This is a genomic window from Shewanella sp. TB7-MNA-CIBAN-0143 (assembly GCF_040310065.1).
Classification (GTDB): domain Bacteria; phylum Pseudomonadota; class Gammaproteobacteria; order Enterobacterales; family Shewanellaceae; genus Shewanella.
Map to the genome: position 1 here is coordinate 87,374 of NZ_JBEOPL010000001.1, position 16,339 is coordinate 103,712.

The following is a 16,339-nucleotide window of genomic DNA, read 5'->3' on the forward strand; positions in this document are numbered from 1 at the left end:
TGTAATGGGCGCGAGTATAGCAGAAGTGATTGTTGCGGATCTTGTTTGGCAAAAAAAAAGCGCTCATATGAGCGCTAAAAGGGTGGAAACTTACTGTGATTAGAAAAACGTTAGGGGTTGTGAGTTATTCATAATAAGGATAGTTATCAGTATTTATGCTACTTGTTGTTGTGAACTATATAAACTTTGACGTTTATAGCTTAACCACGCTTTATGATACTGCTTGTGCGAGTCTTGACGAAGCTTGGCTATCATGGCTTGCTCAATGTCATTTAAGTGTCTAGATGTGGCTTTCGCCTGAGACTCTATCTGTTGGATTTGCTCATAAACATGATGTTCAGGGCCACTTTTTATGTCGGCAATATCATTTAAATGAAATTGTACTTCAACCACCATTTGGCTAACGGGTAATTTCACTAATACATTTAAATCACGATAACCTGACACTTTAGGATGAGAAAAACGATTTTTTAATTGCACAATTTCGGTGTATTGGCTCAACTGTTGGTAACTTGATAGCAAGCTTTTTACGTCATAGGCCACCACACTTGCCCGTGCTATATCGGTTAGTTGGCTGGCGTCCCCATTAAATTTTGTTTGCACTTTTTGAGCGGCACGCTGATAACTTTTGGTCGCAGGAATAATGGTTTTAGTATTACTTGATTGATCAATGAAGTGGAGTAGGTCAATCAGTTCTTGCTGCGCCGCCGGTGCCCGAGACATCAGAGCATGCAAGTTATCGGTATCTTGTGTCACCAAGTCGCTGTTGTGATCGTAAAGTGCCATTAGCTGCTCAATATCATTAGATGATTTTTGGCTGAAATCAGATGGCTGAGCTAGCTTGGTGTATTTAAGCTCGTTAGGCTGGGCAATAGCACCACGTGTAGACAGTAAAATTAAGAATATAAAGAAGGTACGAAACAACTTATTCATTGAATAGCTCCAGCATAATGTCTGTTAACCCAATGTACCGCTTTTTGGCTGAATAGGGGCTGAATGAACAAGGTTTAATGATATATATTAACGTGGCTTTGTGTTGTATTTGTTTTTATTATCAATTGGTTAGTTTTTTTATAAAAAAAGGGCATCTTTCGATGCCCTTTTTTGTGTGTAAATGTGACCTAAGTCAGTCATTCGTCTTGGTGATTACCAAATTTTTACGCGACTAGCAGGCTCAATGTACATTTTGTCGCCTTCTTTCACGTCATAAGTGCTGTAGAACTCAGGCATGTTAGATAACGCACCTAATGCACGGAAATGACCAGGTGAATGCGGATCAGTTGCTACGCGGTTACGCATGGCTTCTTCTTTCATCTTCACACGCCAAATTTGAGTGAAGCCCATGAAGAAACGTTGATCGCCTGTTAAGCCGTCAATAACTGGTGCTTCTTTACCGTCAAGTGACATTTTGTAAGCTTTATAGGCGATAGTCACACCTGATAAGTCACCAATGTTCTCGCCTAATGTTAAGCTGCCATTCACGTGTAGGTCGTCAAACACTTGATAACCATTGTACTGAGCGATTAATGCATTGCCTTTTGACTCGAATGCTTTTAAGTCAGCTTCGGTCCACCAGTCACGCATGTTACCTTCGCCATCAAATTTAGCACCTTGGTCATCAAAGCCATGGCCCATTTCGTGACCAATAACAGCACCAATACCACCATAGTTAACCGCATCATCAGCTTCTAAGTTGAAGAAAGGCGGTTGTAAAATCGCAGCAGGGAACACGATTTCGTTCATGGTTGGGTTGTAGTAAGCGTTAACGGTTTGTGGCGTCATGTGCCACTCGTCTTTGTCAATTGGTTGGCCTAACTTAGCAAGACTTTTGTTATGCTCAACAATCGCCGCACGCTTGGCGTTACCGACTAAATCATCTGCTTTAATGGTTAGTTTGCTGTAGTCATCCCACTTGTTCGGGTAACCAATTTTAGGATTAAACTTAGCCAATTTATCTTTTGCAGCAACTTTAGTATCAGCACTCATCCAATCTAATGAATCAATGCTTGAACTATAAGCGCCACGTAGGTTTTCAACTAACTGTTCCATGCGGGTTTTAGCTTCTGGTGCAAAGTGACGTTTCACATACACTTTACCCACTACTTCGCCTAGCGTGTCACTCACAGTGCTCACGCCACGCTTCCAACGAGGTTCTTGTTCTTCTTGACCATTAAGCGTCTTAGAGAAAAACTCAAAGTTTTCGTTATCTAATGCTTCAGATAAATTGCTGGCATTATGAGTTAATGCCATCCAAGTCATGTAGTTTTTCCAAGTATCAAGGTCGTTATTTTTAAGCACCTCGTTTAAGCCTTGGATATAACTTGGTTGGTTGATAATGATATCTGTTTGCTTGTCGCCGCCAAGCGCCGCTAAATAACCATCCCAGTTAATTTCTGAAGCCAATTCTGGCAAATTCTTAACTTGGTATAGGTTGTATGTTTTAGTACTGTCGCGCGTTTCAACTACGTCCCAATGCTTTTCTGCAATTTGAGTTTCAAGTGCAAGAATGGCTTCAGCGTTGGCTTTTGCATTTGCTAAGCCTGCAAGGTTGTACATTTTCTCAATGTGTTCAACGTAGGCTTTACGGATGTTGACGAAGCGTTCTTCTTGATTAAAGTAGTAATCTTTCTCTGGCAGGCTTAAACCATATTGCCAAATGTGTGTGGCATAACGGCTTGAATCTTTAGCATCAATTTCAACATAGAATGCTAGCGGTGTACCGCCACCGTTTGCTTGGTTTTCACCAAAAAATGCGGTTAATTCTTTTTTATCTTTCAGGGCTGCAATTTTATCCAAATCAGCTTGGATTGGTGCAATACCTAATTTATCAAGCGTTTCAACATCCATGAATGAGCGATATAAATCAGCCACTTTCTGTTCATCTGTGCCATCGGCTAGATTTGGCGTCGCGCTTAAATCTTCAATAATGGCTTTAACGTCATCACGTGCATTTTCACGTAAGTCGTAAAATGCGCCAATGTTGGTACGGTCGCTAGGGATTTCTGCATTTTTCATCCATGCGCCGTTAACATACATATAAAAATCGTCTTGTGGGCGCACTGACTTGTCGATGTTGTCAAACGTGATGCCAGACGTAAGTGCTTTTTCTACTGCAGCAGCAGTAGCTGTTTTTGCGACATCTGCAGCAGGCGTAACGACTGCCTTGTCATCACTACAAGCACTCAAGCCTGCAATTAATGAGGCGCATAGACCGCCAATAACCAATTTTCTCATGTTGTTTCCTTTGCTTGATGTAAAAAGCCCTTCAATGGGGCATTGCGATCAGTGTCGCTTAATTCAGTAATAACCCCTTTATCCAAAGGGAAAAGCTATTACTTTTTATTGTGAATTGTATGTTAAGGCCTTATCCGCCTATAAAACAAGCCGCAAGGAGGCCTTTTTAGCGTGTTTTTTGTGAGGATGTGTAACCAAAAATTACCTTAGCGGTGAAAAATATCGGTGATTGATTTCTATTTAAGCGTGTAAGCAGCATAATAGCGTCAATATTTTTAGATTGAGTAATCATTGTGCGTTTAGACAAATTTATCTGTGAAAGTACCGAACTGACTCGGTCATTGGCCAAGAGAGCCTTGCATCGTGGTGACGTTACCTGTGATGGTGTTGTGGTCAAAAACTCAGGTTTTAAAGTACTACCACAAATGTCGGTGCATTTAGACGGCATATTAATTAGCGTGATTGGCGAGCGTTACATCATGTTAAACAAACCGGTAGACACCATTTGTTCAACCATCGATGAAGAATATCCATCCGTATTGAGTTTGATTGATATTGAGAAAATGGACACTTTGCACATTGCTGGTCGATTAGATGTCGACACCACAGGCTTAGTGTTAATTACCAGCGATGGTCAGTGGTCGCATAAAATCACTTCGCCAAAGAAAGATTGTGGCAAACGCTATTTGGTTGAATTAGCCGAACCTATTGATGACAGTTTAATCCAGGTATTTGCCGATGGTGTTGAGCTGCGCAATGAAGATGAGCTGACCAAGCCTGCTTTGCTCGATATTATTGACTCAACTCATGTGCGATTGACGATTAGCGAAGGTAAGTACCATCAAGTTAAGCGTATGTTTGCCGCGGTGGGTAATAGAGTGGTTAATTTACACCGTGAAGCGGTAGGTGATATCGAGTTAAACACGGACTTAGCCGCAGGTGAATGGCGCTTTTTAACCGATGCTGAAATGAAATCTGTGTAGTCATTATTTGAATATATAAAAGTGCCCGGTTGTCACCATATAATGATTACCGGGCATTTCTTTATCTGCTCATTGCAAATCAATTTCTACTCAATACAAAATCACTTTTTCAATACAGAATCAATTGCGAGCAAAGCGCTCTTTTATAAGCATCGCTTACCCCGAGCTAATGTTATTTTACACTTATTGAGTCAGGCTAATTTTGCCACTAATGGTATTGATGTTGACTTGGCCTGTGCCAGCTTGAGTTTTGAACTGCAACGTTTTGGCTGGTGAGTACTTTTGTTTTAGCGGTTTATCATCGGTTAATTGATTGTCGATTTTTCCACCAGGGCCGCCATCAATCATAAAACTGATGTTAGGCATACCAGCAAACGTTAGTGCCATATCTCCACTTATGGTTTCGAGTTGAGCTTTGTTTAAATCGGCCCCTAAGGTTAATTGTGCATCGCCACTGATGGTAACAATATTCAACTCAGTGACTTGGTTAACGATTGCGGTTATGTCACCAGACACTTGGTCGACAGACAAATGTGTAAAAGCGCTTTGGCTTTTTAGTTCGCCACTGACTAAGCGCAGCTCAGCCTCGCCTTGGCTATTGCTATCAGTGATATCGCCCGATACTGTTTCGAGGTTAATTTTTCCTGCTAGCTCAGAGGTATTAATATTGCCTGACACCGTGGTGAGTTTAGTATTGCCACTAAGTTGTTGGGCGTTAATGTTGCCGCTGACTAACGCTAACGATATTTGGCCATTTAGCTGTGATAATTGATAACTGGCTGATACTCCCTCGGCATCTAAACCTAGCTGTTTAGGCAGGTAAATGGTCAGTTGTGACCCTTGTTTATTACTGCCCTGATAACTGCGGGGTAATTTATCTTCTACAATAACGCTATTGCCTTTAACCTCAAATATTAAGCCTTGGCTTAACTCATCAAGTTCACCTCTAATCTGAATGCTATTTTTATCCCAACTGACTAGCTCAACGTTACCCCGTTGTATTTTCATGCTGACCGAAGGGTTATCTGTGACCGTTAATTGTTGGTCAACGGCTTCTTTGGCCATTGAGATAAAACTGATACCGATTAACGGCACGATTAACACGTATTTAAGAATGCTCATATTGTATTTCCTTGTGGTGTCTGTTTAGACGTAAATGGGAGCTTTTGGCCTTGCTGCAATAGGGTTATTTGACGTTGCATGATCCAGCGCCATAATTGCCACATTTGTTGATTAGTCGGTTGTTGTTTCAATGCTGCTTGTACTTGTTTTGAGGCGGTATCCAGCTCGGCTAATGCTTGGCTAATATCGCTCTGTATCTGTTGTGGAGCATCAGTTGATGATAATTGCCAACTCACGGTGTATTGGTTTTGATTAAAAACATCCAGTTGGGTCTGATGAGTCATGGCTATTTGATCGACTAGCTCAGCTAATGTTGTCTCAGCTAATGTTGCCTGGGTGTGGGTTGGCGATGTTACTAGGCTTACCTCAGTATTCAATGTCGACCCTGGGGCGGTTGAGGTTATTGTGGCAGTTTGCGGCAGCAATGAATTACCCTCTGGGCGTTGCCAAAGCAGGATGGTCAGCATACAAAAAACTGCAACGCTAGCGGCGATAAGCCAAGGGCTAACCAGATGTTTTTTTTGCTGAGATTGAGGTGGTAACTTAGCTGCAATCGCTGGCCACAAATCGGTTGTCGGTTGCATCTCTAGCGGCAATGACTTGATTAGGCTATCGAGGTCTTGCGGTGACGTGTTCATGCAAGCATCTCCTGTAAAAATTGTTTAGCATTATGGTACTGCGCTTTACTCGTGCCCTCGGCAATGTTGAGTAGGGCGGCAATTTCTTTATGTTGATAACCTTCAATTGCACACAGTACAAATACCATACGAGTCCGTTGAGGTAATTTGGCAATACACTTATCCAATTGGTGATATTCATCAAAGGCAACCGTGGGTATGTCCTGCGGCTCAAGTTGCTCTGTCGGTATAAAGCGTCGCCACCACGATTGCTGTACCTTTAGTTCGTTAATCGCTTGGCGGACGCACAAGCGATGCAACCAGGTGGTAAATTGGCTGTCGCCTCTGAATTGGTCCAATTTATGCCATAAGCGTATAAAACAAGCTTGGGTCATATCGTCAGCAAGATGAGCTTGGCCACTCAATCTAAAGCAAATGGCGTAAACCCGTTTATGATGGCGCCGATAGAGTTGCTGGAATGCCTGTTTGCAACCAGTAACCGCTATTGCGACCAACTGACTGTCGTCAAGTGCCGCTAAGTGGCTTAATTGCTCGGTTTCTGACTGATTAATAGTGGCATCCTTAATGTCACAACATGTCCAATATGATGGTGTAGTTATTTGACAGCCTCAAGTCGGCAAAAGGTTTATATGAGTGGTTATAAATAATCACTTTTCTGTAATATGTTTAAGATTTTTTTATATTAGCCGATAACTAGTTGCTATACTTATGTTGCTAGATTGATCTAAAAATCCTTATCAGATCATACAATAATAACAGTAACGTTAAATCTTACTTTTAGGTGGTAGAAAATATGCTTATTCGTTCGAAACTTATTTTAAGTTCGATCATTTCAATCTCCTCAGTACTCGCGATGTTCGGGTTACAAAATTATTCTGAATCAGTCCTGTTGGAATTATCAACCGCATCGAGCAGTATTGTTGAAATTGAAAAAAAAGTGCTTGAATTACGTACTGAAGAAAAGGATTTTCTCCATCGTGCAGATACTGTTTATATTGAAAAATTTAAACATAGCATGAATGATATTTTGGCTTATATGGCTGAAGTACGTGTTGCGCTAGAACATCAAGATATGAATGTTGATGCTTTAGATGATTTTGAAAACAACCTCAATGATTATAAAACGATATTCAATGAAATTACTGCACTAAAAATTGAGATAGGGCTAACTCCCGAGTCAGGTTTATATGGCGATTTGCGTTCGGCAGTTAAAAAAGTTGAAACTGTGCTAAGTGATAATGCTGAGGATGCTCTGCTAGTGGCAATGCTACAACTGCGTCGCAGTGAGAAAGACTTCATGCTCCGTCGTGATCCTAAATATGTACAAGCTTTTGATGACGGAATTGGCCGTTTTTTAGCTCAAGTACAACAGTCTACTTTGCCTTTCTCTGACAAGGAGCAATTGAGCGCAGATATTAAAGATTATCGAGTGAATTTTAACAATTTAGTCAATAAAGAAGTGCTATTTGGTTTGTCGGAGCAAGACGGTAAAATGGCTGAGTTGCGTGATAAAATTTATCAAACCGATAATGATACCGTTACCCTGCGAGAGGAAACCTTGGCCGAAATTGAACATGGTAAAAATCAGGCTTTTATTATTGGCTTAAGCATATTTTTGTTAATCGCTGCAGTACTGTGTATTTTCACCTATTTAATTATTCGTAGCATTATTAAGCCGGTGCAAGATATTACCTATGTGATTTCATCAATTGAAAAAAGTAAAGATTTATCAATGCGTTGTGATGAGTCTGGTAATGATGAAATATCGAAAATCGCCTATCACTTCAACCAAATGGTCATGACTTTTCAAGAATTGATTCAACAAGTGGACGAGTCGGTTACTGCAATGAATGAGTCGTGCCAAGAGCTGTCTCGAAATGCTATGACTGCTTCTAAAGGCGTATTACGCCAGCTTAATGAAACCGACATGGTCGCTACAGCCGTTACCGAAATGGGGGCTACCATTGACGAAATTGCCAAGAATACTGAATTGGCGGCCAGTAAGGCTAGTCAAACTCATGAGAACGCTCAATCAGGTCAACAGGGCGTAGAACTCACCGTTCAAAAAATTACTTTGCTAGCGAAGCAATTAGCCGATTCAGCCAGTGTGGTTACCGAACTTGAGCGAGACAGTGTCACTATTGGCAGCGTGCTTGATGTGATTAGGGGTATTGCTGATCAAACAAACTTATTGGCATTAAACGCGGCGATTGAAGCGGCCAGAGCGGGGGAACAAGGCCGTGGTTTCGCGGTTGTTGCCGATGAGGTGCGCACGCTAGCCTTGCGAACACAAACGTCGACCCAAGAAATTACTAGCATTATTTCAACCTTACAAGCGCGTACTCATTCTATTGTTGAGCTTATGCAAGAAAGCCAGCAGCAAGGGCGGGAGAGTGCTGAACAAGCCGCCATCGCGGGTGATGTTTTACGAACCATTACCAATGACGTGACCAATATTATGGACATGAGTACTCAAATTGCTGCGGCAATTGAGGAGCAAAGCATGGTTGCCGCAGAAGTGGGTAAAAACGTGGTGGTTATCCGTGATATTGCCGATGAATCATCGCAAGCAGCGGAAGAGAATGCCGCGGCTTCTGAAGATGTGAGAGTACGAGCCAAAGCACTGCATGAAGCGGTGAGCCAGTTTAGAGTGTAAGTCGTTGTCATTGCAGAACAGGTACTAAAACAGGTACTAAAATAGAGACTAAAACAGATAAAAAAATGGCCTAGCAGTAATGCTAGGCCATTTTTTTGTGCTGTTGCTAAACATTCAAGTTAATCAAGCGAATGGTTTAGTTTTTACAGTGTGATGGTGTTAACGCCATCAGGGGTGCCTACTAGTAGTACATCGGCACCGCGGTTAGCAAATAAACCGTTAGTCACTACGCCGACAATGGCGTTGATTTTAGTTTCCATCACTTTAGGGTCTAAAATTTTCATATTGTAGACATCTAAAATAACGTTGCCGTTATCGGTTATTACGCCTTGACGGTAAACGGGGTCGCCACCTAATTTTACCAACTCACGCGCCACATAAGATCGTGCCATCGGGATGACTTCAACAGGCAACGGAAACTCACCTAAAATGGGCACTTGTTTGGTATTATCTACAATACAAATAAACCGTTTAGCTACCGCCGCGACAATCTTCTCGCGCGTTAATGCAGCTCCGCCACCTTTAATCATATCCATGCGGTCGTTAATCTCATCCGCGCCATCAACATAGACATCAATCAAATCAACACTGTTTAAATCAAATACTTCAATGCCGAGTTCGATGAGTTTTTTCGTTGATGCTTCAGAGCTTGATACCGCACCTTCGATGTCATCTTTCATGGTGGCAAGTGCATCAATGAAGTGATTGACTGTAGAGCCTGTACCTACACCGACGATGGTATCTTTTTTGACATACTGCAGCGCTGCCCAACCTGCCGCTTTCTTCATTTCATCTTGAGTCATAGCAAATTCTCCATTTTAACAATCAAAAAGTGTTATCTAACAATTGAGTCGATTATAGCGTAAATTACTGAAATACCGTTTGTTGTACATCATAAAATTGGGCATTTTTAAATGCGCTTAATACCCTGATATTGATGTCACTGATAAACTTTTTCTCTAATCTTACGTCCATCACATACGCTTTGACTGTGATGGTTTGTAAAAACTGGCCAAACTCGTGCTCGTTACCTAAGTTGACAATAATGGGCTTATTTAAAAAGGTATATGGTGAGCATTGCGTTGCTTCTCTGGCCAGCGCGATGGCTTTGTTGTGATCGGCATTCATTGGAATGGTAAAACTCACTACCACCATTTCATCTAAAGCGCCGCTATTTGCATTGGATACTGCAGTTTTTAACGCCTCAGCATTAGGCACCATCACGGTATTATCATCAAAGGTACGCAGCCAAGTTACGCTCCATTCCAGTTTAATGACTTCACCATAATGTCCAGATAACGTTACCATATCACCAACGCGATAAGGCGGGTTGATCATAATAATAAACCCAGCAATCATGTTTTTGGCTGGTTCTTGGGTAGCTAAACCCACCACAATACTGATTGAACCTACCACTGCGAGGATTAAGTTCTCATGTGGATCGATAATGCCAACGATCGAATAAACAATCACACTCAACCACACAAATAAACGCACAAAAGGGTATGACCGATTCCAAATTAAGCGGTATTTAGGCAAGGCTTTATTCAGTTGATTTAAGCAAAATTGGATCAGTACCAATAACAGCCACGCCATTAGACACAGCAGTAAAATACTGATTATTCGGTCAAACGAAATGATCTCTAAAAATGCTTGTAATGCTTTACGGGAATCTTCCATAGTCGCCTCGTTTAATTAAACAACTTATTGTGATTCACCAAATGGCTGGCGACAATTTTACTTAATGTTGGAGTAATAAAGTAGAAATGCTCGGCAAAATCTTGTTGTGAATATTGCGCAATAATGAGTCCTTGGCGAGCTAAATATTCTAACTGCAAGCTGCTTTGTTCAATCGTAATGACAAAAATATGTGCATGCTGACTCACTCGTAAGCCACCATGAACATAAATCTCTGCTAATGAAAATAGGTCATTGTCTTGGCATTGTTGCAATACAGATGAGTTAATGCGGCAAATATCAATGCCATTATTTGAACGACTATTTGAACTATTATCCGAACCGATATCGACTTGGTGCGCGAGAGAATACTGTAGCAACAATGATGCTAATTTGGGGTGCCCTTGGCTGATAGTGTACAGCTGTTTTAGCTGGTCTTTATAAGGATTAACAATATCCGCTTGATTATTATTGGTTTGCTCAGCTTGCTGTGCAGTGCTTTTTTTGGTGTTTTTATCGGCTGCAGTAGCGGTTTCTTTGGTCATCACGTCGTTACTGATTAACCCTAAATCAAGCAGATGCTTTGTTTGTATTGTGGCTAATTCGGTTTCACTGAAATAATCGAGCTGAAAAACATGTTTAATAAAGTGATGAATTTGGTATTGTGCACTTAATCGTTGCCATGCAAATATTTCACAGCTTATGATCCAACAATGATGTTTACGCGTTTCCATCACGATAGTTGCAAAGGTTACCAAGGCTTGATTATTTCCCATCACTCTCAACATCAGTTTGTGCATATCATCTATCATAATTAGCTGTGGTGGTTGCTGGTTGATGGCGGCAATCGTTTCGGTGATGGTGTTTGGTGGCGTAATACCAAAACAATAACAAACATGGGCTATCGCGTCATTTGCGCCTAATGGCGCTTGATAAAAACTCATCAATAGCCACTTGGACGGCAACGGTTTTACGTCAGGCATCGGTGCTTTTTTAGTGTCTTCGGCGATAATGGTTTGCAGTAAAGGCGGCAGTTGGCCTAAAAAAGATGATCCTCCAGCTCCAGCAGGCGAGACAATGGCACTGATTTCGCCGTGATGATTACGCCATTGGTTTATCACATCGGTAATTTGCTTGAGTTGTTTTTCTCGGCCAACGAAATCATCACTGGCATAAAGTGACTGATATAGCATCACCTGAGTAATTGGACCCCGACGAGCTTGAAGCGGATATTGGTTGGCGATAGTCTTGAGCGACATCTGCCCTTTTTGCGCTTCATCAGCCTCTGTTTTTAGGGTAGCTTTAGAGGTCAATAAGCTATTGAGCCATGGGTTTAATCGACTAAAAAAACGCAAGTTAATGTCCATCTATACTCTCTTTTTAAACGACTTATTCAATCTTAACATGAAGACAACAAAAAGCGTTATCTGTGCTGAAGCTCATCTTCTTGTGCCCTTTATTCAATAACAAAGACCTCACTAATCGATTGCCAACACTATGACTAAAATAGCTCGCTTGGCGAATGCAGGGTTATCGTTTAGCTGTTTATCACTTAGCTTGAGCCGGATTGAGATGAGTCATTGCGAATGCTTTTGACTCAAACTGCGCCAAATTCACTAAAAACTTACTAATAGTGATTATTTATCTATTGTCGGTCTAATCCTTTATCGTATACTCAGTGGACTTATTAGGTTTATTTTTCAAGTGATGTTAATGAAACTTCGTTTCTTTTTTGCCTGCGCTTTATTATGTTCAACTTCGTTGAGCAGCCCAATGTCATTTGCAGCACAAGTTGTGCAAATCAAACCTCAACAAGAGTTAGCCTCCGGTAGTGCTATGTTGGTCGACTTAGCCACCAATGAAGTTTTATATTCAAGTAATCCAAATCAACCTGTGCCTATTGCGTCAGTTACCAAGTTAATGGCTGCCATGGTGACATTGGATGCCAAGCTTGCATTAGATGAAAAAATCTCAGTAAAAATTACTGACTCACCTGTGATGCGCAATATTTATTCACGAGTGCGTTTAGGCAGCGTGGTGACTCGTGAAACCATGTTGTTATTAACATTAATGTCGTCAGAAAATCGTGCCGCGACCTCACTTGCACATAATTATCCAGGTGGATTTAAAGCTTTTGTGCGTGCAATGAACGACAAAGCGACCGCACTGGGCATGAGCCAAACCCGTTATGTTGAACCAACAGGCTTGTCACCTGACAATGTATCTAGCGCTAACGATCTCATATTATTGCTTAAAGCCAGTCAAACGTATCCGTTATTAGGCAAGCTGAGCTCGACCACTAAAAAGCACGTTAACTTTGAATCACCACGTTATGCCTTAGATTTTCAAAACACCAATAAACTGGTATTTAAAAACAATTGGAATATTGCATTAACCAAAACGGGCTTTACCAATAAAGCGGGCCATTGTTTAGTGATGTTAACTGAAATGAACAAGCGTAAAGTGGCATTTGTGGTACTGGACTCATTTGGTAAATACACCCACATGGCAGATGCTAATCGATTAAAAAACTGGCTAGAAACCGGGCGTACAACACCGATCCCTGCATCGGCTAAAGCCTATAAAAAACAACGCCAAGCGATTCTGAATAACAGTATTTAACTGCTGAATAACCACAATTAACGCCCATTCACTTTGTTGAATGGGCTTTTTTTATCAATACACTTTTAATATTGGCTTATTAATATCTATAGGTACCATAAAGTACCTGCTGTTTTATCGATTGTTAAAGCCTTACACTAATGGCAATTAAACGGTTGTAAGGTAGCAATATGTTAAACATGGATTTTAGCCAACGAGTGGTGATTAACACTGCCGATCTTGAATGGCAAAATAGCCCCGCAGCGGGCGTATTACGTAAACGCTTAGCGCGTGAAGAAGCAGAGCGTGGTCATGCGACCAGCATTGTAAACTATCAAGCTGGTGCTAAATTTAACTCACACCCTCATCCGTTAGGCGAAGAGATTTTAGTGCTCGACGGGGTGTTTTCTGATGAAACCGGTGACTATCCTGCAGGCACGTATTTGCGTAATCCTGAAGGTTTTGTCCATGCGCCATTTAGCGTAGAAGGTTGTACGTTGTTGGTTAAGCTGCACCAGTTTCAACCTACAGACTCACAACAAGTGGCCATTAATACCAATGAGACAGAATGGTTGCCGGGTCATGGTCAGTTGCAGGTTATGCCGCTACACCAACATGGTACTGAGTCGACTGCATTAGTTAAGTGGCCTGCGGGGACACATTTTCAACCGCACCGTCATTTTGGCGGCGAAGAAATCTATGTTATTAGCGGAGAGTTTATCGATGAACTGGGTCGTTATCCTGCAGGTACGTGGATCCGTAGTCCGCATTTAAGTCAGCATAATCCGTATGTGGAGCAAGACACGGTGATTTTGGTCAAAGTAGGCCATTTGTAATAATCGCTACAAACCCATAAAACGATGGCATTTATTCGTCAGATTCACTATAAAGACTTTATAGACTATTTTAGTAAAGAGTGAATGATGCAAGTGCCTGATAAGTGGGATATGGGAGCCAGAGAGTTAATACATCTGTTTATCAACCAATATGGTTTTGCGACTGTTGTGTCTAACGATTTAGAGGGCTCACACTTACCGTTATTACTCATTGCCTCAGAGGGCGAAAATGGTACCCTGTATGGCCATTTTGCTCGTAGTAATCCGCATTGGAAAAGTGTTGCGGGTACTAGAGTCCTTTGTATTTTCAATGGCCCTCACGCTGATACCAACTCCAACAATTATTTGGCCATTCAGCGGGAATTCAGCACTCTATAGGCAAGTAATAAGATTGCAGGCATAGTTGTTCTACGTCAAAATTTTATTAAGTAGCATAGAGAGTGCTGAAACCCGCCCTGCGGGAGGCTCTCAGGCTTTCCACTTTTTTGTTGCATTGTTTTATAAGGGAACGACCATTCTTTCTACAATGCGCCGCAAACTGAAAAACCTGAGCGACTCTGAAAGGTCACATAATTGTTGGAATTGGTATTATCTCACCCACTTGGTATGACTCCTATCCAGCGGTTCCGACTTGGAATTACAGCGTAGTACATGCAAAAGGCATTATTGAATTAACTGATGATGCGACCACCGCACAAGTACTCAAATCTACCATTCAACAATATGAACCTTCATTACTACAAAGTGGTGGCTTTATTGTCGATGATTACCAACAAAAACTAGCCAAGGGCATTGTTGGTTTTAAGATTGTCATCGATGAGTTACAAGGTAAGCAAAAATTAGGGCAGCACCGTAACCAAAGTGATCAACAAGGTGTGGTTCAAGGATTATCGCTGTCAAATAGAGCCGATGAAAAACAGCTATTAGCTTATATGATCAGTAATAACATAGGATTAGGCAATAAATAGTGGTTCATCCGCGCAAATGCCGTTAGGATTAGCTCTATAACAACCCCATCAATTTAGTCTGTCATAATCTATTTCAGCATCACTCTTTAAGGATAAAAAGTGCATAGCGATATTTCTGTAGCGCGGTTTAAGCAATTTCCACGATTAATGTGGATACTGTTATTTGGCTCGTTTATTACTCGCGGTAGTTATTACATGGTGTGGCCATTTTTGGCTGTCATTTTGTATGAAAAATTTGCTTTAAGCGCCACAGAAGTGGGTTTAGTACTGTCGAGTGCGGCGATTATATCGGTATTTACCAGCTTTATTGGTAGTGCACTGTCAGACCGAATCGGCCGCCACAAGCTAATGTACTTTACCGGTGTGCTTTATATCATCTCGTTTTCATTACTGGCGCAAGTCGATTCCGTCAAAGGCTATGTTGTCGTCATGACACTGTGTTCTATTGCGACTGCAATATGGCGGCCACTAACGTCTGCCACCATTGGCGACATTATTGACGATCCTAAAACCCGTGAGTTGGCGATGCAATCACTGTATTTTATCGTTAACGTAGGTTGCGCCGTAGGGCCAATGTTAGGAATATGGTTGGGCTTAACCGGAAAACAATCGAGTTTTTACATTACCGCTGCGGCTTTTGCTGCTTTATTGGGGTTATTATTTTGGGGTTTTAGGCATCAAGCTCGCCAGACTCATTCATCGGCTCCAGAGCTGGTTGCAGATGGACTCATTCCAGTTATGGGCGATGCAACAGCTGCTGTTAAGCGTAAACCTGCTATGATGAATCGAAAGCAAATAATGTCGATTTTATGGCAAGATAAATTACTGCAAGGTCTTATTTTTGCAAACATTTTGTGTATGTTTATTTACGCGCAAATGGACAGTTCGCTGATCCAATATCTTACTCGTTCAAATGCCCCCGATTTATTAACACTGATTTCGGCAATGATTTTTACCAATGCCTTAGTCATTATCTCGACCCAATTTTTATTGTTAAGATTAATGGCTGGTTACAGTTTGGTGCATCGGATTCAGTTTGGATTGATGCTGTTGGTTTGTTCACAAGTTTGGTTAGCGTATAACCCCATTGATTTGTTTTGGGGCTGGATTGGCGCTGTTGTTGTTATGAGCCTAGCTGAAACCATTTTATTCCCAACGATGAACGTGCACATTGACAGGCTAGCCCCTAAACATTTACGTGGGGCGTACTTTGGCGCAGCTTCATTTTATGATTTGGGGTTTGCATTTGCGCCGCTGGGCGGCGGGATTATACTGGATCATCTTGGTGGATATTGGTTGTTTATCATCGGCGCATTATTGTCGTTGGTGGTGATGTATTTATACAGTAAGTTGGAAAGGTTACCACGGCCAGATTTTACTGCACTAAAGTTGGATTAAGTGTCGATGGTCTATGCTTGCAAACTTTATTGAATTTAACATTGTAGTAGGCCGTTACAGAGGGTATTGGCCTCGCTTTGCTTTTGAGCTTTTTAATCGTTTGCTTGAGTCTTTTTCACTATAGTAAATGTGATCATTTTGATAAGGTCTCGAACTATAGTGTCGGGAGTTTTACTGTTTATTTTTCTTTTAATTCAATTTTATTTTAACTTTAACTTTAACTTTA

The 16,339-nt window shown here is 41.4% G+C and carries 15 protein-coding genes; 7 read left to right on the forward strand and 8 right to left on the reverse strand.

From position 1 onward, the window contains the following. Positions 1-153 precede the first annotated feature (153 nt). Positions 154-933 (reverse strand): nucleotidyltransferase family protein, encoded by a 780-nt coding sequence (locus AAEY97_RS00365; RefSeq protein ID WP_350995712.1) that lies wholly within the window; start codon positions 931-933, stop codon positions 154-156. Positions 934-1,146: 213 nt separating this feature from the next. Next, positions 1,147-3,234, reverse strand: a complete 2,088-nt coding sequence (locus AAEY97_RS00370) for a M13 family metallopeptidase (RefSeq protein ID WP_350995715.1) — start codon at positions 3,232-3,234, stop codon at positions 1,147-1,149. A gap of 293 nt (positions 3,235-3,527) precedes the next feature. Here AAEY97_RS00370 and rsuA point away from each other — a divergent pair, with 293 nt between their 5' ends. Then, a complete protein-coding gene (gene rsuA / locus AAEY97_RS00375) occupies positions 3,528-4,217 on the forward strand; it encodes a 16S rRNA pseudouridine(516) synthase RsuA (RefSeq protein ID WP_101085902.1) in 690 nt (229 codons plus the stop codon). A gap of 183 nt (positions 4,218-4,400) precedes the next feature. Here rsuA and AAEY97_RS00380 read toward each other — a convergent pair whose 3' ends face one another. The 3 genes from AAEY97_RS00380 to AAEY97_RS00390 are packed head-to-tail and all read right to left on the reverse strand — an operon-like array spanning position 4,401 to position 6,471. Beyond that, entirely contained in the window at positions 4,401-5,339 is a 939-nt protein-coding gene (locus AAEY97_RS00380) for a DUF4097 family beta strand repeat-containing protein (protein ID WP_350995718.1), read from the reverse strand. Beyond that, on the reverse strand, positions 5,336-5,977 hold the full coding sequence (locus AAEY97_RS00385) for a hypothetical protein (RefSeq protein WP_350995721.1): 642 nt from the start codon (positions 5,975-5,977) through the stop codon (positions 5,336-5,338). The genes AAEY97_RS00380 and AAEY97_RS00385 overlap by 4 nt, the downstream gene beginning before the upstream one ends. Next, positions 5,974-6,471, reverse strand: coding sequence for an RNA polymerase sigma factor (locus tag AAEY97_RS00390; RefSeq protein WP_182744899.1), 498 nt, complete (start codon positions 6,469-6,471; stop codon positions 5,974-5,976). The genes AAEY97_RS00385 and AAEY97_RS00390 overlap by 4 nt, the downstream gene beginning before the upstream one ends. Positions 6,472-6,770: 299 nt before the next feature. Between AAEY97_RS00390 and AAEY97_RS00395 the strand changes: the two genes are divergently transcribed. Then, complete coding sequence (locus AAEY97_RS00395) at positions 6,771-8,633, forward strand: methyl-accepting chemotaxis protein (RefSeq protein ID WP_350995724.1); 1,863 nt, start codon at positions 6,771-6,773, stop codon at positions 8,631-8,633. 143 nt (positions 8,634-8,776) lie between these two features. On the opposite strand, the gene rpiA is transcribed toward AAEY97_RS00395, so the two are convergent. From rpiA to AAEY97_RS00410, 3 genes are all read right to left on the reverse strand, one after another. Next, positions 8,777-9,436, reverse strand: coding sequence for a ribose-5-phosphate isomerase RpiA (gene rpiA, locus AAEY97_RS00400; protein ID WP_011636324.1), 660 nt, complete (start codon positions 9,434-9,436; stop codon positions 8,777-8,779). Between the two features lie 64 nt (positions 9,437-9,500). Then, complete coding sequence (locus AAEY97_RS00405) at positions 9,501-10,313, reverse strand: mechanosensitive ion channel family protein (RefSeq protein ID WP_350995727.1); 813 nt, start codon at positions 10,311-10,313, stop codon at positions 9,501-9,503. An 11-nt stretch (positions 10,314-10,324) separates the two neighbouring features. Continuing rightward, a complete protein-coding gene (locus AAEY97_RS00410) occupies positions 10,325-11,677 on the reverse strand; it encodes a P-loop NTPase family protein (protein ID WP_350995730.1) in 1,353 nt (450 codons plus the stop codon). Between the two features lie 346 nt (positions 11,678-12,023). On the opposite strand from AAEY97_RS00410, the gene pbpG reads away from it, so the two are divergent. The 5 genes from pbpG (at position 12,024) to AAEY97_RS00435 (ending at position 16,113) form a co-directional block, all read left to right on the forward strand. Next, positions 12,024-12,932: a D-alanyl-D-alanine endopeptidase gene (gene pbpG, locus AAEY97_RS00415; protein WP_101085895.1), complete on the forward strand. Its 909-nt coding sequence runs from the start codon at positions 12,024-12,026 to the stop codon at positions 12,930-12,932. A 170-nt stretch (positions 12,933-13,102) separates the two neighbouring features. Next, on the forward strand, positions 13,103-13,747 hold the full coding sequence (locus tag AAEY97_RS00420) for a cupin domain-containing protein (protein ID WP_162022451.1): 645 nt from the start codon (positions 13,103-13,105) through the stop codon (positions 13,745-13,747). A gap of 84 nt (positions 13,748-13,831) precedes the next feature. Next, positions 13,832-14,125, forward strand: a complete 294-nt coding sequence (locus tag AAEY97_RS00425; protein WP_350995733.1) for an FMN-binding negative transcriptional regulator — start codon at positions 13,832-13,834, stop codon at positions 14,123-14,125. 212 nt (positions 14,126-14,337) lie between these two features. Continuing rightward, entirely contained in the window at positions 14,338-14,715 is a 378-nt protein-coding gene (locus AAEY97_RS00430) for an FMN-binding negative transcriptional regulator (protein ID WP_350995997.1), read from the forward strand. A 99-nt stretch (positions 14,716-14,814) separates the two neighbouring features. After that, entirely contained in the window at positions 14,815-16,113 is a 1,299-nt protein-coding gene (locus tag AAEY97_RS00435; RefSeq protein ID WP_101085892.1) for an MFS transporter, read from the forward strand. The last annotated feature ends 226 nt before the right edge of the window (positions 16,114-16,339 follow it).

Excerpts from the sequence above, each read along its gene's own strand:
- AAEY97_RS00365 (WP_350995712.1), bottom strand. The coding sequence starts at position 933 with ATGAATAAGTTGTTTCGTACCTTCTTTATATTCTTAATTTTACTGTCT.
- AAEY97_RS00370 (WP_350995715.1), bottom strand. The coding sequence starts at position 3,234 with ATGAGAAAATTGGTTATTGGCGGTCTATGCGCCTCATTAATTGCAGGC.
- AAEY97_RS00380 (WP_350995718.1), bottom strand. The coding sequence starts at position 5,339 with ATGAGCATTCTTAAATACGTGTTAATCGTGCCGTTAATCGGTATCAGT.
- AAEY97_RS00385 (WP_350995721.1), bottom strand. The coding sequence starts at position 5,977 with ATGAACACGTCACCGCAAGACCTCGATAGCCTAATCAAGTCATTGCCG.
- AAEY97_RS00395 (WP_350995724.1), top strand. The coding sequence starts at position 6,771 with ATGCTTATTCGTTCGAAACTTATTTTAAGTTCGATCATTTCAATCTCC.
- rpiA (WP_011636324.1), bottom strand. The coding sequence starts at position 9,436 with ATGACTCAAGATGAAATGAAGAAAGCGGCAGGTTGGGCAGCGCTGCAG.
- AAEY97_RS00405 (WP_350995727.1), bottom strand. The coding sequence starts at position 10,313 with ATGGAAGATTCCCGTAAAGCATTACAAGCATTTTTAGAGATCATTTCG.
- AAEY97_RS00410 (WP_350995730.1), bottom strand. The coding sequence starts at position 11,677 with ATGGACATTAACTTGCGTTTTTTTAGTCGATTAAACCCATGGCTCAAT.
- pbpG (WP_101085895.1), top strand. The coding sequence starts at position 12,024 with ATGAAACTTCGTTTCTTTTTTGCCTGCGCTTTATTATGTTCAACTTCG.
- AAEY97_RS00420 (WP_162022451.1), top strand. The coding sequence starts at position 13,103 with ATGTTAAACATGGATTTTAGCCAACGAGTGGTGATTAACACTGCCGAT.
- AAEY97_RS00425 (WP_350995733.1), top strand. The coding sequence starts at position 13,832 with ATGATGCAAGTGCCTGATAAGTGGGATATGGGAGCCAGAGAGTTAATA.